Annotated in this window: 21 protein-coding genes; 11 read left to right on the top strand and 10 right to left on the bottom strand. The window is 52.9% G+C overall.

Features of this window, described 5'->3' with window-relative positions:
- Window positions 1-7 precede the first annotated feature (7 nt).
- From bamE to G006_RS0100440, 7 genes are all read right to left on the bottom strand, one after another.
- Entirely contained in the window at window positions 8-418 is a 411-nt protein-coding gene (gene bamE / locus G006_RS0100470) for an outer membrane protein assembly factor BamE domain-containing protein (protein ID WP_020481184.1), read from the bottom strand.
- A 93-nt stretch (window positions 419-511) separates the two neighbouring features.
- Window positions 512-1,261, bottom strand: a complete 750-nt coding sequence (locus G006_RS26760; RefSeq protein WP_020481183.1) for a beta-ketoacyl synthase chain length factor — start codon at window positions 1,259-1,261, stop codon at window positions 512-514.
- On the bottom strand, window positions 1,261-2,463 hold the full coding sequence (locus tag G006_RS0100460) for a beta-ketoacyl-ACP synthase (RefSeq protein WP_020481182.1): 1,203 nt from the start codon (window positions 2,461-2,463) through the stop codon (window positions 1,261-1,263). The genes G006_RS26760 and G006_RS0100460 overlap by 1 nt, the downstream gene beginning before the upstream one ends.
- The gene (locus G006_RS0100455) at window positions 2,463-4,793 is read right to left on the bottom strand and encodes an MMPL family transporter (RefSeq protein WP_020481181.1); all 2,331 of its coding nucleotides are present in this window, start codon (window positions 4,791-4,793) and stop codon (window positions 2,463-2,465) included. Before G006_RS0100455 ends, G006_RS0100460 begins: the two co-directional genes overlap by 1 nt.
- Before the next feature lie 3 nt (window positions 4,794-4,796).
- Window positions 4,797-5,465, bottom strand: a complete 669-nt coding sequence (locus G006_RS0100450) for a LolA family protein (RefSeq protein ID WP_020481180.1) — start codon at window positions 5,463-5,465, stop codon at window positions 4,797-4,799.
- Window positions 5,426-6,037, bottom strand: a complete 612-nt coding sequence (locus G006_RS0100445; protein WP_020481179.1) for a hypothetical protein — start codon at window positions 6,035-6,037, stop codon at window positions 5,426-5,428. Before G006_RS0100445 ends, G006_RS0100450 begins: the two co-directional genes overlap by 40 nt.
- Before the next feature lie 2 nt (window positions 6,038-6,039).
- Window positions 6,040-6,303 carry a phosphopantetheine-binding protein gene (locus G006_RS0100440; RefSeq protein ID WP_020481178.1) on the bottom strand — a complete coding sequence of 88 codons (264 nt, stop codon included), beginning with the start codon at window positions 6,301-6,303 and terminating at the stop codon, window positions 6,040-6,042.
- A 65-nt stretch (window positions 6,304-6,368) separates the two neighbouring features.
- On the opposite strand from G006_RS0100440, the gene G006_RS0100435 reads away from it, so the two are divergent.
- The 7 genes from G006_RS0100435 (at window position 6,369) to G006_RS0100405 (ending at window position 11,907) form a co-directional block, all read left to right on the top strand.
- Window positions 6,369-6,950, top strand: coding sequence for a methyltransferase family protein (locus G006_RS0100435; RefSeq protein ID WP_020481177.1), 582 nt, complete (start codon window positions 6,369-6,371; stop codon window positions 6,948-6,950).
- A gap of 58 nt (window positions 6,951-7,008) precedes the next feature.
- Window positions 7,009-7,251 carry a phosphopantetheine-binding protein gene (locus G006_RS0100430; protein ID WP_020481176.1) on the top strand — a complete coding sequence of 81 codons (243 nt, stop codon included), beginning with the start codon at window positions 7,009-7,011 and terminating at the stop codon, window positions 7,249-7,251.
- Window positions 7,248-8,540, top strand: coding sequence for a hypothetical protein (locus G006_RS0100425; RefSeq protein ID WP_020481175.1), 1,293 nt, complete (start codon window positions 7,248-7,250; stop codon window positions 8,538-8,540). Before G006_RS0100430 ends, G006_RS0100425 begins: the two co-directional genes overlap by 4 nt.
- 163 nt (window positions 8,541-8,703) lie before the next feature.
- Window positions 8,704-10,137 carry an amino acid adenylation domain-containing protein gene (locus tag G006_RS0100420; RefSeq protein ID WP_020481174.1) on the top strand — a complete coding sequence of 478 codons (1,434 nt, stop codon included), beginning with the start codon at window positions 8,704-8,706 and terminating at the stop codon, window positions 10,135-10,137.
- Window positions 10,138-10,240: 103 nt separating this feature from the next.
- Window positions 10,241-10,582: a hypothetical protein gene (locus tag G006_RS28155; RefSeq protein ID WP_020481173.1), complete on the top strand. Its 342-nt coding sequence runs from the start codon at window positions 10,241-10,243 to the stop codon at window positions 10,580-10,582.
- Window positions 10,583-10,858: 276 nt separating this feature from the next.
- On the top strand, window positions 10,859-11,293 hold the full coding sequence (locus tag G006_RS26755) for a restriction endonuclease (protein ID WP_160167648.1): 435 nt from the start codon (window positions 10,859-10,861) through the stop codon (window positions 11,291-11,293).
- Between the two features lie 83 nt (window positions 11,294-11,376).
- Window positions 11,377-11,907, top strand: a complete 531-nt coding sequence (locus G006_RS0100405) for an REP-associated tyrosine transposase (protein WP_020481171.1) — start codon at window positions 11,377-11,379, stop codon at window positions 11,905-11,907.
- Between the two features lie 136 nt (window positions 11,908-12,043).
- Here the strand turns inward: G006_RS0100405 and G006_RS24560 are convergent, their stop codons facing one another.
- Both G006_RS24560 and G006_RS0100390 read right to left on the bottom strand, forming a co-directional pair.
- Window positions 12,044-12,787 carry a YkgJ family cysteine cluster protein gene (locus G006_RS24560; protein WP_020481170.1) on the bottom strand — a complete coding sequence of 248 codons (744 nt, stop codon included), beginning with the start codon at window positions 12,785-12,787 and terminating at the stop codon, window positions 12,044-12,046.
- Window positions 12,788-12,951: 164 nt separating this feature from the next.
- On the bottom strand, window positions 12,952-13,593 hold the full coding sequence (locus tag G006_RS0100390; protein ID WP_020481168.1) for a hypothetical protein: 642 nt from the start codon (window positions 13,591-13,593) through the stop codon (window positions 12,952-12,954).
- Window positions 13,594-13,947: 354 nt separating this feature from the next.
- On the opposite strand from G006_RS0100390, the gene dbpA reads away from it, so the two are divergent.
- From dbpA to mepA, 3 genes are all read left to right on the top strand, one after another.
- Complete coding sequence (gene dbpA, locus G006_RS0100385; protein ID WP_020481167.1) at window positions 13,948-15,336, top strand: ATP-dependent RNA helicase DbpA; 1,389 nt, start codon at window positions 13,948-13,950, stop codon at window positions 15,334-15,336.
- Window positions 15,337-15,539: 203 nt separating this feature from the next.
- On the top strand, window positions 15,540-16,676 hold the full coding sequence (locus G006_RS0100380) for an acyltransferase family protein (RefSeq protein WP_020481166.1): 1,137 nt from the start codon (window positions 15,540-15,542) through the stop codon (window positions 16,674-16,676).
- A gap of 36 nt (window positions 16,677-16,712) precedes the next feature.
- Window positions 16,713-17,570, top strand: a complete 858-nt coding sequence (mepA, locus tag G006_RS0100375) for a penicillin-insensitive murein endopeptidase (protein WP_020481165.1) — start codon at window positions 16,713-16,715, stop codon at window positions 17,568-17,570.
- A 73-nt stretch (window positions 17,571-17,643) separates the two neighbouring features.
- On the opposite strand, the gene G006_RS0100370 is transcribed toward mepA, so the two are convergent.
- Complete coding sequence (locus G006_RS0100370) at window positions 17,644-19,011, bottom strand: autotransporter outer membrane beta-barrel domain-containing protein (protein WP_020481164.1); 1,368 nt, start codon at window positions 19,009-19,011, stop codon at window positions 17,644-17,646.
- 217 nt (window positions 19,012-19,228) lie between these two features.
- On the opposite strand from G006_RS0100370, the gene G006_RS0100365 reads away from it, so the two are divergent.
- Window positions 19,229-19,651 (top strand): HIT domain-containing protein, encoded by a 423-nt coding sequence (locus G006_RS0100365; protein WP_026146738.1) that lies wholly within the window; start codon window positions 19,229-19,231, stop codon window positions 19,649-19,651.
- Window positions 19,652-19,923 lie beyond the last annotated feature (272 nt).

Below are 19,923 nucleotides of genomic sequence, written 5' to 3'. Positions count from 1 at the left end.
TGATGGATTAGTCGTTTGGATAACCGTCTTCCGCAGCGTTGTAAATGGCGCGGTAAACAGTCCAGTGCACGCCACCGATACCGGCACCGGTGTAAGTAATGATGCCCACACCTTTGTAAAACTCATCGGTGCGCATCACGTCCGGACCAAAATAAAACGGAATCCAGGCTTTGCCGGTTTGGTAAGACTTGGTGTCGGTGGGTTGGCCGAGAATTTCATGAACCTGGCCCTGGGTCATGCCCAGTTTGAGTTTGGCGAACGGGCTATTGGCGGGGAAGTTACCGTCAATTCGCGAGTCAGGCGCGGTACTGGACTGAGCCGCTGGCGCGCCTGCTTGCGCGGGTGCTTTATTGCTGGATGCGCAGCCAGCGCCCAGCGCTAAAGCGACGAAGAATGCTAATGTTTTATAGTGCTTCACAGAGATACCTTCCGGTTAATTTTGTTAGCGGTCAATAGTAGTTCAGTTACCGCGATTTTTCACCATCGTCTGTTTTCGTATAACAAGATGCCACTATTCATAACCACCCACATTAACTTGCCAACCCGGTGTATGCGAGGTTAGTGCGACGGCTTGCGGCATTCTTCCAGTTAAAGCCGCTTCAAGCAAAGGGATTGCAGCCAAAATTGGCATGCTATTTACCGAATTAGTCCAGGACGCCGGAAAAATGATTTCGCCAACTTGCGGTCTGCCAATGTGCATCAGACGTCCGTCTACTGTTCCGGCCGCCAATAGTAAGGCATAGGCAAAAGCCGGATTACCGGAACCGGGAGCCAGATAACCCGGCCATACCTCATCGTAACAGACCAGCAATAGCTCGCCGCCCTCACAAGACAACTGGCACCAGGCCTCCAACAAAGCCATTGCCAAGGTATCTGATCCCGCCGCCAGAGCAGTGGCAGGCTGGATACATTGCTGAGCGATACTCCAATAACCGGCCACGGTGTTCTGAACGGAATTGTGAAATGCGGCAGGTGAAATCACCCCATCGGCTTTGACCAATTCTGTGCAAATCTGGTCGGTAGTTCTAATTTCCCCGGCCACACTGGCAAATATAGTCGGCAAGGTTGTGGGAGAACGCTGTGCTTGCTCGCAAGCCGCAGTTGCAACACTGAAGGCCATTTGCATCGCCTGACTGCTGCGCCGACGCAATAGCGGCGGAATGGTTTCCCGGTTGATATCAAAAGCCGGAAACGGCAGGCTGGCGCGAAACTCCGCGTCCGGCGCACAGGCGCCAACGCCCAGCAAACTCATGCACTCCATTACGCGGCCTCCAGCAGGACACTGGCATTGTTGCCGCCAAAGCCAAACGCATTGCTTAAGATCAGGCGGGGGCTAACCTGCAAGTCAGGCGCGGCCACTACCGTAAACCCGCATTCCGGGTCAGGATCTCTCAAGCCGCAGGTACCGGGTAAAAAGCCTCGCTCCAAGGCCAGCAGGCTAACCACGGTCTCCACCGCACCAGCCGCACCCAGGGTATGACCTAACAAGCCTTTTACGCCACTGCAAGGCGGCGGATTGGCAAACAAGCTCCCTACCGCTCTGGCCTCGGATAGATCGTTCAGGGTACTGGCGGTTGCGTGCAAATTGATGTAATCGACCTCACTTAGGTCGCGTCCTGCCAAGCGCAAGGCCTGGGCCATCGCGGTAGCAGCACCGACACCATCCGGGTGAGGCGCACTCATGTGGTGGGCATCGGAAGACTCGCCCACTGCCAATAAGCGGGGCCGATCTGCATTTTCCGCGTAGGGCTTTTCCAGCAATAGTAAAGCAGCGCCCTCCCCTATGTTGATGCCTTGGCGCCCGGCATCCATGGGTCGGCAAGCTTCCGTCGAAATCAACTGCAAGCTGTTGAAACCGCGCAGCGTCAATCGGCACAAACTGTCTACACCGGCGACCAACACCGCGTCGCAACAATCTGAGTTAAGCAAGCGTTGCGCAGCAGCCAAGGCTTTGGCGCTGGAGGAACAGGCGGTAGAAATCGCATAGCACGGCCCTTGCAAACCCAGTTCCAACTGCAAAAACTCGGCAGTCGCTTGGGCGGTCTGTACCTTGGTGAAATGGAAATCACTGGGCATGACGCCGTCCTCAAGTAACCGAGCATAAGCGTTCTCGGAGTCGTAGATACCGGAAGTACTGGTGCCCAATATCAAACCCACTCTTGCCGCCCCGTAGTTTGCGATCGCCCGCTCTACATCGGCACGAAAACCACCTTGGTTCAGGGCCTTTAAAGCCAACCGGGCATTGCGGCAGTCGTAGGCTTGCAAGCTAGACCGAATTGCCGGCAACACTGAAGTCACCTCTCCCACCAAGGTATCGAAAGGAATAGCAAATAATGTCAGCGGCTTTAGGCAAGTTTGGTTAGCAAGCAGCCTGGCATACAAGGCTTCCACATCATCACCGGCAGCGCTGACGCACTGGTAGGCCGTAACGACGACGGGAGAGATCAGCGGTGTGATAGTCATTAATTCTTTGGCTTTTGGATCAGTAGCGGGCAAAGCAGAAAACCCAAGGTAACCCCCAAGCTTACCGAGAGCGCCAGAATTGGCAAGGTGGGTGTTTTGCCTAAGCCCAACGCACCGAAGGACGCAATCGTCGTTAGAGTGGATGAGGCGATGGCATGATAGGTCACATCGGCGTCTTTGCCGCGGTTGTCGATAAAAAAGATGCCGTAATCGACGCACAGCGACACGGACAACAATAGGCCGATCACATGCAGGAAGCTGACTTCCTCACCCATCAGCGCCCAGGTGGCGAAAATGAACAGTACGGAGGCCAGGGAAGGCAGCAAAGTCAGCAACACCTTACGCATATCGCGTTGCTGTAGCCATATAAACAAGGCCATTACGCCAATACCGATACCCAACATCACTAAAGAGCGATCGCGATATTTGCCGGCCAAATGATCCAATTGATCCTTTTGGCTGAAATAGCGGGTACCTTCCAAGCCTGCCAAACCGGCTATCAATTTATCGGGATCATGCTCGCCCAACCACAGCGACAACATCACGCCAGTTTGCCCGGTCACTATTTGCCCGGACAGAATATGCTTAACCGGTGAATCCATAACTTTAGCGGGCTGCAATGGTTCGTCTACCGCAGGCAGCAATGTTCCAAGTTTCTCCACGGATAAGCCAGCCTTGGCTAAGCCCGCTTGCCAAGCTTGCTGAAACGCTGGATTTATACTGCCTTGATAGAATTTGGCGTTTTCAGCTTGCAACTGCGCGGATACCAACCACGGAAATAAGCCGTGATACTCGCTAACGACACCCGCTTGCTGCAAAGCCTTTAACCGGCGTTCGGCGGCTTCGGCTCGTTGCAGCGCCGTTTCCCAATCGTCTGCTTGTATCAACACAAACCGGCCCGGTTCGATACTGGAAAAGTGCGAACGCACCGCCGTATCCTGCTGCTTCAATACATCCATGTCCACAGCCAACTTCTGCATATCGTCCATCCAGCGGAGTTGCGGCAAGCACAAACCGGCCATGACTAAAGTGGCTGCGAACAGACCCAGCAAGACTTTCCGGTGTTTACCGCAGAAATCCACCCAAGCCGCAATGCCGGGCAAATGCGCGGAGTGTAGTGCAGAATGCGTCAGCAAGGCCGGCAATACCCAGCGGGTCAAACCCAGGGACGCGGCGATGCTGGCCAAGGCGAACACGGCAATTTGCTCAAAGCCGGGAAACCCGGTAAAACCTAAGGCACCGTAGCCGATCACGGTGGTCAAGCCGCCCATTAGCAGGCTGGGCCACAATAAACGAACCGCCGATAACGGCGTATTACGGTGCTTGGCGCAATGCACCATCACATGAATAGGATAATCGGAGGAGATGCCGATCAAACTGGCGCCCAAGGCTAAAGTCAGACTATGTACCTGCGGAAACACCAACGCTGTCGCCAAGGTACCAAGCACAAACGAAGCGCCCTGCACCATCATCACCCAATGCAAGGCCGAAAACGAATGAAACAGGAACAGAAACACCAAACCCACGGCCAGGCTGGATACCACCGAAACCAGCGTCACATCCTGGCTGATCTCACTTTGCGCGGCCACACTGAACACCGGTACCCCGGCCATCGATAACTTAAACGCCCCACCGGCTGCTGCGTTCAAGGCAGCGAAATCGGCGCGAATCGCCGCTTGCAAGCGGGTCTGCGCCTCGGAATCCAGCGCAGCCGGACGGCTTTGCAGGATTAAAGCACCGCCGCTGCCGAGCTTGGCTTGCTGCTGAAATTGGCCCTGCAAAGCCTTGAAGCCGTTTAAAGACAGTAGTAAAGGATCCTGCTTGGCAACGGTTTTCACAAAGCCACCTTGCGGCGAAAGCAGTGCTTGTTTTAAACCTTCGGCCTTGGTTTCCAACTTGGTGGGGTTGAACAATTCCGGTGCGTCTTGGTCAGGGTTCAGGCTGAACAGTCGGGCGTGATAAGGCGCATAAGAAGCGACGGCATCCACCCAGTCGCGGGGCGGCTGGTCTGCGGGCCAAACCTGCTCTACGTCATCGAGCTTGGCAAGCTGATTAACCAGCCTGTTGCTGAATATAGCGATGGAAATTGGGTTTTCGCCGGCATTCCCATCACCTGCCGCTTTAGTGGGCTCTGACTTTTCGACGATGATTAGGTAGCGTCGCGATAATTCACCGGATTTCAACAAACCGGCCAATAGCCGAGAGTCCTCATCGTCAGTCGCGGTAAAAAAAGCGTTTAGGTCCGTCTCGACCTTGATGTGCCAGAACGTGATTGCCAGAAATAAAGGGAACAGCAGCACGAACCAGCGTTTTCGCCAAACAAAAGACACGCCCTATTCTCCGCTGGCTTCCCGCAACAAACGCGGGAGAGAATAGTCCTGTTGCTGCGCTGCCGTGGCTTTCTGTATTCGATACTCGGTGGATTCGCCGTCCGACTGCTTGATTAAAATGCGCCGTTGTTCGTCTTTGTCATCGCCGGATATTTCGATAGAAGGGAGATCATCGCCGCTCAGCTCCGGTTTCGGCGTAAGCCGCAAAGTCCATTGCGGGCCTTGCTTTTCGGCGGCGATGGCATAGTTAAGCTGCAATTCTTCGGTACGGCCTTGCAGGATGCTGCGAAACACCTTGATTTGCTCGCCCGCCGGCCCTGCCGAATCCAAAGCCGCGCTGTGGCGCTGGTTTTGCTGCGGATCCCAGTAGAGCATGCGCTGTTCGGCGATAGCCATGATTACCCTGGCCGGTTGCAGTTGCAGTTTGACCAGGCTGCCGTCAGCGCCTGAGAGCATGTAACCTTGGCCATGCCATGGTTTGTCCGCAAGCTCTAGTAGCCGGGTTTCGTCATAATGAAACTGCGCCTGACTCGTTTGGCGGATGCGGGTCAATAACTCGCTCAGCACCGCGTCATCAGCCCAGCCAAGCACGGGCACTACGGCCAAAAGCAAAAACAGCATGCGTTTAATCGTCACCCCTTGAATACCTTGTGGCCGTTCATGGCGATGCATTTAAAAGTCTCCAATGCCGGCGGAATCTCCAGATCGGGAAAGCGCTTGTGCCGGTAAAACCATTCGCCGGTTCCTAAAATACCCATTAACCCATACACCACCACGCCGGTGTAAAGCGCCCAGGCGGTTTGTCCAGCAAGAGCTGGCAGCGCAGCGCAAATGCCTATATTGGCGGCAAAAAATACGGTCCAAATCCAGGTCAGTTGCCGGCAATAGTCGGCAATACCCGGCACTAACTCGGGAAACTGCAAACGCACCAAGCGTTCGATAAAAGAAGGCGGCGACCACAGGGTATGCCCGAATAAGAATGTCAGCCACAGATAGGCGAATGATGGCACCAGCCAGACAAAATAAGTCGTCGCGAAATAGGCGCCGGCTAGTAACACCGCAGCCAGTAAAAAACTAGTTAAGCGTGCAACTAAGCCAGACGCGGTAAAACCGCGCCACAGTGTCAATGCTGCAAATACAATGAGTTCAAAGCTGGCAAAGCCCAGACCGGCCAGATAAGCACTGAGGAAGGGATAAGCAACAACAAAACAGGCAATGGCGACCGGCTTGATGACATTACCCATACTTAACGGGTACGATTAGCGGCGACGAAGTCTGCGAGCGAGCGGAGAGAGAGAAAAATCTGATTGTTGCGTTCGTCGCCGGAGGTGATCTTGATACCGTATTGACGGTCCAGCATTACGCCAATTTCCAGGGCGTCGATGGAGTCCAAACCCAGTCCACCACCAAATAAAGCATCATCCGGCGACAGGTCATCCGGGACGATGTCTTCCAGGAGCAAGCCTTCGATAAGCATGGTTTTCAATTGGCTGATCAAGTCATCTGACATGGCTGTTTAAATTCCATTAATAAACGCCAGATTCTACACAAATTCCCTTAGAGGTTCAAAATCACTTGGATTGCGGCGCAGGCAATGCCAAAATTGCCAAACGCTTAACCACTCAACACCCCATGCCGATAGATAGATACGTGCGTCCTTTCCTGGCTTTAAAGATCCTGTTATTCACGTTACTCGTCCCTGGTGCGGTGCTGATTTACGTGCCTTATTGGTTACTTTCCGATCCGAACCGCAACTTGCCGCACGCCAATCTGGCATGGGCTCTGCCCTCAGGACTTTTTATCATCCTGGGTTTGGCTATTTATCTGCGTTGCGCTTGGGATTTTGCCGTCGAGGGCTCGGGTACTCCGGCTCCCATCGATCCGCCGAAGACACTGGTCGTGAGCGGACTGTATCGCCGGACCCGCAATCCGATGTTTCAAGGTGTTCTAATGCTGCTAATGGCGGAATGTGTGTTGTTTGCCGATCCGGCCCTACTGATTTATGCCGGCTCGATTGCCCTGTTTTTTCATATTACCGTGGTATTTCGCGAAGAGCCGGACCTCTCCAGCCGATTTGGCACGTCTTATAAACTCTATTGCCGACAGGTGCCGCGCTGGGGCTTTGCGTTAAATGCCTTTTCGTCGGAGTCCGTTTGATGCGCGTGATGCGCTTTGCATACTACTTCTTTCTTAACTTATTCACCATTTCACTGCCATGAAGGAAACACTGAAGAATTTCATCTTTGCCGAGCTTATTTACCATGAAGATCCAACCTCATTCGGCGATGACGATAATCTGCTGGATGCGGGGCTGGACAGCATGGGCATTATGCGGCTGATCATGTTTGCCGAGAAAGAGTTTGGCGTTACCTTGCCGGACACCGAAATCGAACCGGATAACGTCGGCAGCCTGAAGTCGCTGGAAAGCTGGATCCGCCGCAGCGGTTACGCCGGATGACCAATTCCACGGAACAGCTGTTCAATCCTGGCGATTATTTTACCTACGTACTCGACCAGGAGATTCGTAATGCCGGCATGCCCGGCGGTTATTGCGGATTTGCGCTGCAACTGGCGGAAACGCCTGATTTGTCTGGCCTACAGAATCGACTGGATTTACTGGTAGAACGCTTTCCGCAAGCATCCGCCAAAATCGAGCCGCGCGGCAAGCGTTTTGCGTGGGTCGCCACCGGCAAGCCCATAGCGCTGGAACTTCATGAATGCCGGGCGGATGCCGATGAAGCGGACGAATCGCAACGCATATTGTTGGAGATTTTCAATCGCCCGGAATCCCGGCCGCTGACCGTACACTGGATAGCCGGTGCAGACGGCGGCACCTTGCTGCTGATCTGGCTGCATCCCCTCTTAGATGCCCGTGGCTGCAAGATATTGTTGGATTTCCTGTCCTCCGAGCGGCCGGAAAGCTTTAAAGATTCGCCGTCGCTGATCGAAGCCAAATTGGCGCAATGGAGCTTTTGGAAAAAACTGCAATTATTCTTCAAAGCCAAACGCCACAACACACAAGCCAATAGCCTGGACAGTTGCCTACCGACTCAGGTTGAACAGGGGCCGCAACGCCTGCAATTAAAAGTACAAAGTTTCGATGCCGACCAATCGCAACGCATTGCCAAGTTGGCGCAACAGCATACCGGCCTGACCGGGCGTACGCTCTATTACCTGGGCTGCTTCATGCGAGCGATGGAACTGGTGGGACCGCCGGCGGCAAAAGACGGTTATTGCATCCCTTATGCTTTTAACTTGCGTCGGCAGAATGCCCCAACACCGGTGTTTGGCAACCATATCGGCTGCTTGTTCGCCCGCGCTACTCGTCAGCAAGTGCGAGACCGAAACGGCTTGTTTGCACATCTACTCAGCGAACATAAACAAGTGGTTAGGGATGAGCTGGATCTGGCTTATCTGCCGCTGATGTGGCTGGGCCAATGGCTGGCACCGGCCAAGTACGCCAAAATCTTACGTAAGCAACACAGCGGCGGCGAATTGAGCTCGCTGTGGTTTTCCGACATTGGCGAGTTGTCCTGGACCAAGACAGGTTTTCTAGGCGTTCCGGTTACCAATATGTCGCTGCTGTGTTGGATGCCTTTACCGCCGGGTTTGGCGCTGTTAGCCTGCCAGCTTGATGGCAAGCTGGTTTTGTCCTATAGCTACTTATCGCCGGCGATAGACGAAGCGTGGCTGGATAAGGTAATGGCGAAAATGAACGCGGAGTTGTTAGAAACTGCCCTGAGCTGAGTGATGCACATCGTTCCCACGCTCCGGCGTACCCGCGGGGCATAAATGGGAACGCAGTTGGAACCGCTCTGCGGGTCGGGACGCTGGAGCGTCCCAGACGAGGTTCCCACGCCGGAGCGTGGGAACCATAAGTAGACAATATTTTTGCCGAAGTCCTCAAATCATGCTGCTAGAGCCCTTTCTAAAACAATGCCAACACCAACCCGACGCGCTAGCCCTGCAAGAGCAGGATCGGCAAGTCAGTTATGGGCAATTGCTGCAACAAGCGCAATCCATCGCCGCCGCCTTGCAAGCCAAGGGCATCCAACCCGGCCAGCCTGTCGCCATTCATCTGGATCGTGGCATAGACGCCGCCATCGTGCTGTTCGGCGTTCTGCTAGCCGGAGCCTGTTATGTGCCACTCGACCTAAAAAACCCAGCCCCCAGACTGAGCTTTATCGTTACTGATGCTCAGGTTCGTGCGGTATTGGGTTCGAATTCCGCGCCGGATTGGCTGGATGAAAACTTGTGGCTGGACATCGCCAGCGTTAGCGAAGCTGTTCCAGAGCCAGTGGAAATTCCCACCGAATCACTGGCCGCGATTTTGTACACCTCCGGCTCCACCGGCCAACCGCGTGGCGTAGCCCTCAGCCACCGGGCCATTTCGGCATTCGCATCTTGGGCTGCCGACTTATTGAAATTAACAGCTGCTGATCGTATCGCCAGCAGCGCGCCGTTCTTCTTCGATCTATCCACCTTTGATCTATATGCAGTATTAGGCGCCGGCGCCAGCCTGCATTTCGTGCCAGCCGGTTTAACCATGGCCCCAGCCCGTTTGAGCACCTGGCTAAGCGATCAAGCCATCAGCGGCTGGTACACCGTGCCCTCGCTGCTGGCCTTCCTGACCTATAAAGGCAACTTGGCGCAAACACCTTTGGCTGCGTTGCGCTTTCTCATCTTTGCCGGTGAAGTGTTTCCCACCCCGGCGCTGATCGATATGGCCGCCAGTTTGCCGCAGACCGCTTTGTACAATTTCTTCGGCCCCACCGAAACCAATGTCTGCTGTTATTGGCCTGTGGCCCGAGAAAGCTTGGTCGCTGAGCAAAGCATCCCGATTGGTCTACCTGCCGCCGGTTGCGAACTGCATATCGATGCCGAAACCGGCGAGCTCTGGGTACGCGGACCGACACTCGCCACCGGCTACTGGCGCGACGGTCGCGTGCAGTCTTTTATGAACGCTGATGGTTGGTATGCCACCGGTGATCGCGCCAGCCTGGAACAAAAGGAATACCGCTTCCATGGCCGCCTGGGCCGCATGCTGAAGTGCTCCGGCTACCGCGTTGAACCGGCAGAAATCGAGGCGGTTGTGAATGCCATCCCTGGCGTCAAAGCTTGCGCCGTGATCGGCATAGACGATCCCACCGCCGGGCAGCGCCCGGGTTTGGCGGTGGTTTTAGAACCGGACATGTCCATCGCCGAGATTAGCAAGTTACTCAGCCGCCAATTGCCGGTCTATATGCAGCCGAGTCGTTATTTAGTTTTGGAGGAGTTGCCGCGATTGGCGAATGGGAAGTTGGATTTTCAGCAATTGCGAGCGTTTATAGAGACGCAAACATGAACCTGGAATCGGGCAGCAATCGGAAGTTAGACTCTTCATTAAGATACTGACATTTAGATATGACATTCGGAAACTTCATAACCACTTTTCTGGCCACATGCCAATGATCGAACCTATCAAGCATTTTAGCTATGAATCCGGGCGGAAGTGTTCTGCTGCCGGATGTACCCGCTTGGCTGATTATGAGGTGTATCTCTACGATTACTACCCTTTCCAAAACGAAGAGTTTTTCGAGCAAGACTACACGTGCCCGTTTCTTTGCACTGAACATATGGAGCAAAACGAACAAGAAGCCATAGGCGAGAGAAAGCCGCGCGGCTTTGTGAGTTATCCGTTTTCCAAACGAAGTTTTGCACAGGGGTATACAACGTATGCCCCTCTTTCTGATGTATATCCTCCGCTGAAAATCTTGGAAACGGAGCGCCAGCGAAGTGAAGATTTTTAGTCCCCGATAGCCGTAGCGCCGGGCGGGTTTTCGCAGCGAAGCGGAGAAAACCTGCAAGGCATCGCGACACGGCGTTAAGTCATGCGAGAGCCGATGTTTCGACCCCTTGTTGGGTCGGAACGAGGTGACGCGGACGAATCGGGGCGCCGTAGGCATAAGCGGTCGCGTAATTTTTGCCGATTTTTTCCAGCAGGATGCCCGAAAAAATCTTTCGGCAAAAATAGCGACTCCCCGGTTCTCTATTCTGTTGGGACTGGTGCCGCAGACCCGGGATTAGTGCGTTCAGTAGCTGAAGTTAACGACGAACTGATCCGCCATCTCGCCAAGCACCCCGAACTTCTTTATGACCTGCATCCTTGGCGGTTCGAAGAACTTGTTGCCGAATTGCTTCGGGCTCAAGGTTTCGAACCTACACTTACCCCGCGAACTCGTGATGGCGGGAGAGATATCCTAGCTGCGCGTTCCGATGCGCTCGGTAGCTTACTTTATTTGGTTGAATGTAAGCGATACGGACCAAAGAATAAGGTAGGGGTAGAAGTGGTCCGAGCGATTCATGGGGTTACAAACTCCGAGCGTGCTACAAAAGGCGTGATTGTGACGACTTCCTTCTTTACCAAGAATGCGATAGATTTTGCAACTCCTCTGAAATACGGTATTGGGCTACACGACTTTGAAACACTGAAATCTTGGCTCGCGAGTTACAGGAATTAGCGAGCATCACATTCCATCGTTCCCACGCTCCGCGTGGGAACGCAGCCCCAGACGCTCCAGCGTCCTGAACCAACGAGCACCCAATGGGCCGAAGCCGCTACACCATCACTGAACCCCAGCAAGTGCATTTCCTGACCTGCACGGTGGTGGAATGGCTGCCGGTATTTACTCGACCAGATACCGTGCAAATCCTGCTCGACTGCTGGCAATTTCAGCGACAACACGTCGGTTTAAAGCTTTACGGTTACGTGATTTTGGAAAACCATTTGCATTTCATCGCGCAGAGTGCCGCGCTGGATAAATCTGCTGCCAGTTTCAAAGCCTTTACCGCGCGGCGAATCATAGATCACTTGCAGGCAAAACAGGCCGAACGTTTATTACAAAGATTGCGGTTTGCCAAATGCGCGCACAAGCATGACCGGGAGTTTCAGTTCTGGCAGGAAGGTGTGCATGCGGAGTTGATTCTTAGTGAAGCAATGATGCGGGAGAAATTGGAATATATTCATGCCAATCCGGTGAAGCGGGGTTATGTGAGTTTGCCGGAGCATTGGCGATATTCCAGTGCTTCTAATTATGTGGGACTGGGAGGCTTGATTGAGATTGATGTATGGTAGTTCGACGCTGGAGCGTCTGAGGCTGCATTCCCACGCTGGAGCGTGGGAACGATAAAACGCTGGAGTGTCCGGGGCGGGCGTTCCCACGCGGAGCGTGAGAACGATAAACGATAACAAAACGGCGAAAAAACTGCCGTCACGGATTCGCCATGTAATCAAAAAATTCCCGTAGCCAATCCTCGCCGCGCTTTTTCGGAAATTGGTTGGGGTGTTTCTTGACCCATTGCAAGGCGTAAATCATCGGCACCGAATCCAGGTCTTTGATGTGGCTGGTGCGCCATAGTTTGCGGACAATTTTGGACACCTGAAATTTCAACTCGATATGTCTGACGTGCTCCGGTGTCGGGTTTTGGCAATATTCGGCCGGCGATGTCACCAGGTATTCCCGGCAGGCCAATGGCCGGACCGGATGGATGGAGCAGCTTTCCGCTTCCAAAAACGGACAGGGCACGCCTTGCTGAAAATAAGTCAGCGCGTGTTGCTGCACCGCTTCGTGGCTCGTACCATCAGCCAGCATCCCTTCAAGTCGGCTCAGCCACTGAATAGCGTCCAGTTTTTCGCAAGCGTCGGCAAAGCGTTGCTTGACCGCCGAACGTCTGGGCTCGGGCAATTGTTCGACCACACCGGCGATTTGATAGGCTTCAAATTCCGCCAACGGCACGACTTGTCGGCAGCAGGCACCGCAGCCGGCTTGGCAGGAGATGGTCTCCTGGTCCGCAACGAAGGCAGCTACTGCGGTTTCGACAAACGTGTTGTTGAGGCGATGCAGTGTCGGCAGCATTGCCACCGGCGTCACCTTTTGCGTCGGCGCGCTGATTTCCAGTTCGATAGGCTTGCCGTAAAGCGTTAGTTTGATGTTGGCTGGTGTGGTTTTGCTCATGCGTGCTGTTATTAATCGTCTCAAGTTTATGCAGGAAGGCAATGAAGGTATTGGCGTTCATGGTGCCCGCAATGACGTCAAAATGGAGGTCGCCGAGCGAGAGCAACTTTGAATACTTATCAGCCTGCGAGTTCTATCAAGCTTCTTGCGGGTTGATCCAAAATTTATGCAAAAAAATATGCTTGCAGAGCGACCATGTCGTGAGCAGAGATCACACGGTTTTCCCGGCTAATATGCTCCTCTTGCAAACCTGGTATGTAAAATTGCCAAGCTTCCAGCGCACCCAGTTCATCCGGAAGAACGGCATCCTTTATCCCCATCGTGCGGCTTGCCGGCGTGGCTCTACCACGGCTCATTTCTACGGCGAGATTCTGCTTGTGCTTATCGTGCCACTTTTCTTGCGGCGCGAAGGTGCCCCAAAAGCCGGATGCAGTCACTTTTAATGATATTTCGATATAGTTGTCCAGTTCATTCCAGTCAATCGGCACAGCAGCCATATAACGCGACATTGCACTCATATCAATTTTATTAAGCTTAGCTTGTTCGAATCGACCAATAGCGCCTTCGTAGTCTTCCTTAAATGGGCTTACCGAACTCCACCATGGCGTTATTCCATACTTGGGATCGGATTTGGCTTCCCCCTTGGTTAATTTGAAAAGTTTGAATCCTGCCGGTAAAGTCTCGACGCGAACCGTGTCTTTAACAAATGCGTCTATATGAGACTGAGGTATATACCAATTGCCAAGCTCTTGCCTTGCTTGGCCTGCCTTAAAATCGCTTATCATCAGACCGTCGTTAACGCCCATAGCCGCTCTCCTTTTTTCGTTTTCTTACACCCTTTTCCCAAATCCTGCATTTTTTCATTTCGTCGTTTAACTGATAGTATCAAAAGATCAATAGCTGATTTGATGATGTAAATTATAGTCAGAAATAACCGCCACTCTTGCCGTAGGTCTAAATATTTAAATGTTTATAATGTGGAAATTCCTAATGTTTAACTGTGTTTTTATGTGAATCTTGCCGGGATGCAGTGACTTAAAATCGGCTGCAAATTGCAAGCCCGGCAGCCTGTTGATTGAGCAATGACCAAAAGCCCAACTCTGTTATCATTGCCTTCCGCATGTCGGCAAGCGTGCCGCATCTTATCGATTAGAGTCTTTGTGAATACACCTGAATTTTCGTCCCTGCCGTTAAAACCCGCCCTACTGGAAAACATCGAATCCTTGGGCTACACCCACCTGACACCGATTCAGGCCGAAAGCCTACCGCATATACTAGAAGGCAAGGATGTGATTGCCCAAGCCAAGACCGGTAGCGGCAAGACCGCGGCGTTTGGCATCGGTTTGTTGTCGCGGCTGGATTTAAGCAGCTTTAAAGTGCAAGCCATGGTGATCTGCCCTACCCGCGAACTGGCCGACCAGGTATGTAAGGAAATCAGACAATTGGCCCGCTTCACTCAGAACATCAAAGTTCTGGCTCTATGCGGCGGCACACCGTTTGCCCCGCAACGCAGTTCACTGGAACACGGCGTGCATGTAGTGGTGGGAACGCCGGGCCGTTTGCAGGAGCATCTGCAAAAAGCCAGCTTGCGCCTGGATCATTTAAAAGTGTTGGTACTGGACGAGGCCGACCGCATGCTGGACATGGGCTTTGCCGACATCATCTCCGACGTGATCTCTTATGCGCCGACGCATCGGCAAACCCTGTTGTTCTCCGCGACATACGCGGAGCCGATTCGGGCCTTGAGCCAAAAGTTTCAATTCAAACCGGTGTCGGTCAGCGTCGAAACCAGCCATCACGACAATCCTATCGAACAACGCTTTCATCAAGTAGACAAAGCCAAGCGCCTAAACGCTTTGGGTTATTTGCTGGCTTATCATCGCCCGGAATCGACAGTGGTGTTTTGTAACACCAAGCGCGAATGTCAGGACGTAGCGGATACTTTGACCAATTGCGGTTTTTCCGTGCAGGCCCTGCACGGTGATTTGGAGCAAAAAGACCGCGATCAGGTGCTGGTGCGCTTTGCCAATAAAAGCTGTTCGATTCTGGTTGCCACCGATGTCGCCGCGCGCGGCCTGGACATCAAAGACATGCAGGCAGTGATCAATTACGAACTGCCTTGGGACCCGGAAGTGTACGTGCACCGAATCGGCCGCACCGGCCGAGCCGGCGCGAAAGGACTGGCGCTGAGTTTGGTCAGCGAAGCGGAAATGAACCGCGTCAAAGCCATTGAAGAATATATTGCGGGCTCCGTAAAGTGGGACGAAATCGCCCCGTTTAAACTCAGCAGCGAACACCGCTTCGAGCCACCCATGGTCACACTGTGGATAGACGGTGGACGCAAAGATAAAATGCGGCCGGGCGACATTTTGGGCGCGTTGACCGGCGGTAACGGTATATCCGGTGGCGAAGTGGGCAAAATCGATATCTTCGATAAACACGCCTACGTCGCGGTGAAGCGCGGCAGCGCCGATAAAGCCTTGACCTGTTTGCGGGCCGGAAAAATCAAAGGCCGCAATTTCAATGTACGCAAATCGCAATGGAATTAACTTAAAGGCAAAGGCGTTGTTTGCTCGGCTTTAAAGCGCTGATCGGGCATCCCTCCTTCGCGGGGTTGACAGCCACGGTTGGCTCATCGGCGTCTTGGGCTTGCAGAACACCCGGCAAATAAAACAGCGCACAGATAGCCGAATAGCCAAAGCCTGCTATACCTATCCCAGCCGATACCTCCTACTTTAAAAGACTCAAGCCCGTGGCGCCTAAAACTCATATCAGTTACCTGGACACCATTCGCGGTCTGGCGGCCTTGGCCGTTATCAGCGAACATTTCGTGATCGCTTATGGACTACCTTGCGAAACGCCGCTCTGTCAGCAAGTGCTGGATTTCTCGCCGCTACACATTTGGTGGGACGGCTCGGCGGCGGTTTCGATGTTTTTCGTGCTCAGTGGTGTGGTGCTGTCTTTGCGCTATTTTCGCGCGGGACATATACCGGATCTCAGCGAATTCCATTTGGCGCGCTTTTTGATCAATCGGATGTTTCGGATCTGGCTGCCCTATTTACTGGTTTTGCTGATCAGCACGGGCCTGTTTTTGCACACGTTCGACAGCGATATACTCCAAACCAGTCTGCCGCCGACCGACTGGATAACCGGCATGTGGCATAAATTTCCGTTAACCCCTGCCGATATGCTGCGCGAGAGCTTTTTATTGAAATTACCATCCTTGATCGTACTACTGCCACAGGCTTGGACTTTAAGTATTGAACTGGTGCTTTCTCTGCTGTTGCCAGTAGGTTTATTGCTGGCGGGACGAGGCACTTCCTGGCTGGTGTTTTTTGGTCTATTGGCCACGAGCCTGTTAGGTGTGTCGATTTTCTTGCTGCATTTTCTATTGGGTATGACTATTGCCAGACACTATACCGACCTAACCCATTACTTATCCGGTCGGCGCTGGCATCGGCGTTTACTGCTATTGGCCGGCTTAGCGTTTTATACCTGCGGTACGTTTGTGCCGTCCGACATATTTGGCGATACGGCGGTCTGGCTAGGCTCCGGCTTGGGCGCGGGCTTGATTTTGATGTTCGTGCTTGGGTCTAAAGATGCGCAACGCTTGCTGTCGCAACCGGTGTTACGGCAAATAGGCAAAGTGTCTTACAGCGCCTATTTAAGCCATATGGCCATCCTGATTTGTCTGACACCGCTGGTTTTAAAATTTCTGGAAGGATTTACTGAAAATCGTCTGGCTTTATGGTTTGGCGGCTGGTTAGTCACGATAGCTTGCGTACAAGGGGTTTCCTTGCTGTTCTATCACTGGCTGGAGATACCCAGCATGAGTTTGGGACGACGCGTGACCGATGCAATAGCCGCCATCGGTAAGCCGACGCTATAATCCCAACCAATCACTCCATTTCCTGGCCACTTCATCATGCGACTTGCTGCCCTTTCGACATTATTATTAGGCGTTGCCGTTTTTAGCGTTAGCTACGAGGTTAAGGCCGGCTCAACCGCTCATGACTGGGCCAAGATGACCACACCGACCCAGGAATCCAGCGAAAGCATAGGCACCTACACCAGCGGCTGCATCAGCGGCGCTGCCACCCTGCCCCTGGACGGCCAAGGCTATCAAGTGATGCGCCTGTCCCGCCATCGCTATTATGGGCACCCCAATTTAATCGGCTTTATCCAGCACTTGGGCCAATTCAGTGCTGAACAAAAACTAGGCTCGTTGTTGATTGGCGATTTGGGGCAACCGCGCGGCGGCCCGACCTTAAGCGGCCATCGCAGCCATCAATCAGGCTTGGATGTGGATATATGGTTTTTGTTATCGGAACAAGCCAGTAATCGGCAGCTAAGCGCCAACGAACGCGAAACCTGGAGCGCGCCGTCGGTCGTGGACATGCAAAACGATACTATCGATTACCGGCATTGGTCTCCGGATCTGGCAAAGGTTCTGGAAGCCGCTGCACGCCAGCCGGAGGTTGACAGGATTTTTGTAAACCCCAGCATCAAACAAGAGTTGTGCACCACCAAAAGTGCCGGAGCCGGCGAATGGTTGCGTAAGATTCGCCCATGGTGGAAACACGACGATCATTTTCATGTACGCTTGAAATGTCCAACGCATAACCTAAATTGCGACTCGCAAGAACCGTTGCCTGCTGGCGACGGTTGCGACGCCAGCCTGGCTTGGTGGTTTTCCGCAGAAGCCAAAGCCCCGTCGAAAAACGTGCCGCTGCCGCCACCGCCGTTACCGGCTTTGTGCGAACAGCTGTTACGGCAGCCCTAATTCTCGTGGGCAAATCAGGCTTGTGGGATAAGTCAGGTGACTCTTCGCACAAGCCGGCCTCGGAATCCTCGGGCTAAAACTCCAGGCGGGCGCCCAGTGTAAATAAATGACTTTCCACGTCCCGGTATCCCACTAGCGCGTCGTAGTTCAAAAAGGCGCTTAAGCCTTGTGCAAAGGTACCCGATACGCCCGTACCCACCGTGAAATAATTGCGGTCCGGCGCGTTAGTCACCGTATTAAAGGTTAACCCGCTGCTGTTATCGCCTAGAAAGCGTACCGCGATATTGCGGCTGCCGTCTTTATACTGATGATGCCATTCGCCGCGTACATTGGGCGTAAACACACCCCAAGCCGTACTAACCGCGTAGGAAATCTGACTACCAACCGTGGTGGTGACCGACTCGACACCCTGATCTGCAAATGCCATCCCCCAGCCGCTGCCGCCTGATTCACTAAAACCGTCGACATCGAGTTTGATGTAATTGGCTTTTACATAGGGATTAAACAGCCATTGTTTTACCGCAAAGTTATAGCCACTGCCTACGCTAACTGAGTATTGGTTCCCGGTAGGCGCAGCTTTGGCAAGTGTATTTACCGTTTCACTGGGTACCGTATATTGGATATGCCGCACCGACGCGTAATCGATGGCGCCCATGGTCGCCACACCGTCAAAATACAAGTTATCCGTTGCGTAGTAGGTACTGTAAAGCGCGCCGGTGTAAGCATCGCTATCCAAGGTACCGCCGTTGCGGTCGAAACTGGACTCGGTGCGCGTATAGGTAAACGCCGCACCGACAATCAAATCATTACCAAAGCGATAGTCTATGCCGGCATTAATGCTGCCGCTATTTAAGTTATAACCCAGTTGATTGACATCCGTATCGACATTGCCGGTGTTGTAATTGCCGTTGACGAAACCGCCCAATCGGTCCCAAACGTCGCCACTATCACCCGCCGCGCCGCCAAGCGGGTTTGCCAGCGAAGCCAAATTGATCGGCACCGCACCGCTACCCAAGCCGGCGACCTGAAAGCCGCGAGCACCGGCTCGCAAGGCGGACATCCGTCCGGCAATCGCGTTGAAAGAAGTGCGCGTAGCAGAAACGCCTTGCGACGGTATCTGCTCGGGTGAGGTTTGTTGTAGCGCGTTAAATGTCTGCGGTATTGATTGGTTAAGAGCGGAACCCACTACCGCATCGCAGCGATTCTGAAAATCGTCCGAGTTAATTCCCCGCCCGCCTGGACAGGCAATTTCAATCACATTTGCCATATTGCTCTGGCTGGAATTGATGCCGTCGGTATTTTGCAGCAATCCCGCGATAGGCGACACGGCTGGCGTGGCAGCCGAGAAGCTGAAACCTATCAACAGCACGCCAAGTTTTAACCGTACCAGCGGGTAACTAGGGCCGGATATTGCGCCGGTCTTATTTTGCATCGTCATCATTATTTCTCCCCCCCATGAAAATGTTTATGTGCTTTAAAAAATCTAGGTATCAAATCAGCAATTTGGTCTTAGCATAGACGATAACGAAAATACCTACATACTTACTGCGAAATTGCAGCAGTTTAAACTTGTTGCCAGGAAATAAATTAGCGTAAAAGTCGGCATAGCTGATGGGTAAATAGCTACAATAAAACTTTATTCTTCAGTTGAGATAGCCATGCCGCACTTCTTACTTCATCAAAAACTAGCGCAAGATTGTTTTAACGTAGGGAGCTTTGCGCTAACGGAATTGTTAATGATGAACGATAGCCAATATCCCTGGTTCATCCTGGTACCAAGGCGCCACAATATCAGAGAAATTTATCAGCTTGACCAGGCGGATAGACAGGCTCTGCAAGCCGAGTCCTGCCTACTTGCCGAGACACTTGTAAATATTTATCACCCCGACAAACTCAATATTGCCGCAATCGGCAATCTCGTACCGCAATTGCATTTGCACCATGTGGTGCGCTACCAAACCGATAAGGCCTGGCCGGCGCCGGTATGGGGAAAGCTCGCCAGCCTACCCTATGCGGGCTACCAGGCGGAACAACGAATCACCCAGCTTCGCTCCGCTCTGCAGCCGCATTTAATCAATTGAGAATCGAATTAATGTTTTCCGTTACCCATTACGTGGTGTGTGACAACGGCCAAAAATAAGCACAAGGCGTTAAAAAATCCTCATGGACATAATCCAGTTGGAGGATGGGCAAGCGAAAATATGAAATACGCTTTCGGCAGCTGAAATAACCCAATTTTTATGTGATTGACGCTGACAATAAAAGCACGTCACAATCAAAAAAAAGTCGCAAAGTAAGGACAGGTGTTCCGTGAACGGGTAAGTCCAGGTGCTTTTAAATACCCTCAAACTAG

This window comes from Methylomonas sp. MK1, from assembly GCF_000365425.1.
GTDB lineage: Bacteria > Pseudomonadota > Gammaproteobacteria > Methylococcales > Methylomonadaceae > Methylomonas.
Note: the sequence above shows the minus strand (reverse complement) of the source record. Positions and strands in the feature narration are given on the sequence as shown.

Excerpts from the sequence above, each read along its gene's own strand:
- G006_RS26760 (WP_020481183.1), bottom strand. The coding sequence starts at position 1,261 with ATGGAGTGCATGAGTTTGCTGGGCGTTGGCGCCTGTGCGCCGGACGCG.
- G006_RS0100460 (WP_020481182.1), bottom strand. The coding sequence starts at position 2,463 with ATGACTATCACACCGCTGATCTCTCCCGTCGTCGTTACGGCCTACCAG.
- G006_RS0100450 (WP_020481180.1), bottom strand. The coding sequence starts at position 5,465 with ATGCATCGCCATGAACGGCCACAAGGTATTCAAGGGGTGACGATTAAA.
- G006_RS0100445 (WP_020481179.1), bottom strand. The coding sequence starts at position 6,037 with ATGGGTAATGTCATCAAGCCGGTCGCCATTGCCTGTTTTGTTGTTGCT.
- G006_RS0100440 (WP_020481178.1), bottom strand. The coding sequence starts at position 6,303 with ATGTCAGATGACTTGATCAGCCAATTGAAAACCATGCTTATCGAAGGC.
- G006_RS0100430 (WP_020481176.1), top strand. The coding sequence starts at position 7,009 with ATGAAGGAAACACTGAAGAATTTCATCTTTGCCGAGCTTATTTACCAT.
- G006_RS0100425 (WP_020481175.1), top strand. The coding sequence starts at position 7,248 with ATGACCAATTCCACGGAACAGCTGTTCAATCCTGGCGATTATTTTACC.
- G006_RS0100420 (WP_020481174.1), top strand. The coding sequence starts at position 8,704 with ATGCTGCTAGAGCCCTTTCTAAAACAATGCCAACACCAACCCGACGCG.
- G006_RS28155 (WP_020481173.1), top strand. The coding sequence starts at position 10,241 with ATGATCGAACCTATCAAGCATTTTAGCTATGAATCCGGGCGGAAGTGT.
- G006_RS0100405 (WP_020481171.1), top strand. The coding sequence starts at position 11,377 with ATGGGCCGAAGCCGCTACACCATCACTGAACCCCAGCAAGTGCATTTC.
- G006_RS24560 (WP_020481170.1), bottom strand. The coding sequence starts at position 12,787 with ATGAGCAAAACCACACCAGCCAACATCAAACTAACGCTTTACGGCAAG.
- G006_RS0100390 (WP_020481168.1), bottom strand. The coding sequence starts at position 13,593 with ATGGGCGTTAACGACGGTCTGATGATAAGCGATTTTAAGGCAGGCCAA.
- mepA (WP_020481165.1), top strand. The coding sequence starts at position 16,713 with ATGCGACTTGCTGCCCTTTCGACATTATTATTAGGCGTTGCCGTTTTT.
- G006_RS0100370 (WP_020481164.1), bottom strand. The coding sequence starts at position 19,011 with ATGATGACGATGCAAAATAAGACCGGCGCAATATCCGGCCCTAGTTAC.
- G006_RS0100365 (WP_026146738.1), top strand. The coding sequence starts at position 19,229 with ATGCCGCACTTCTTACTTCATCAAAAACTAGCGCAAGATTGTTTTAAC.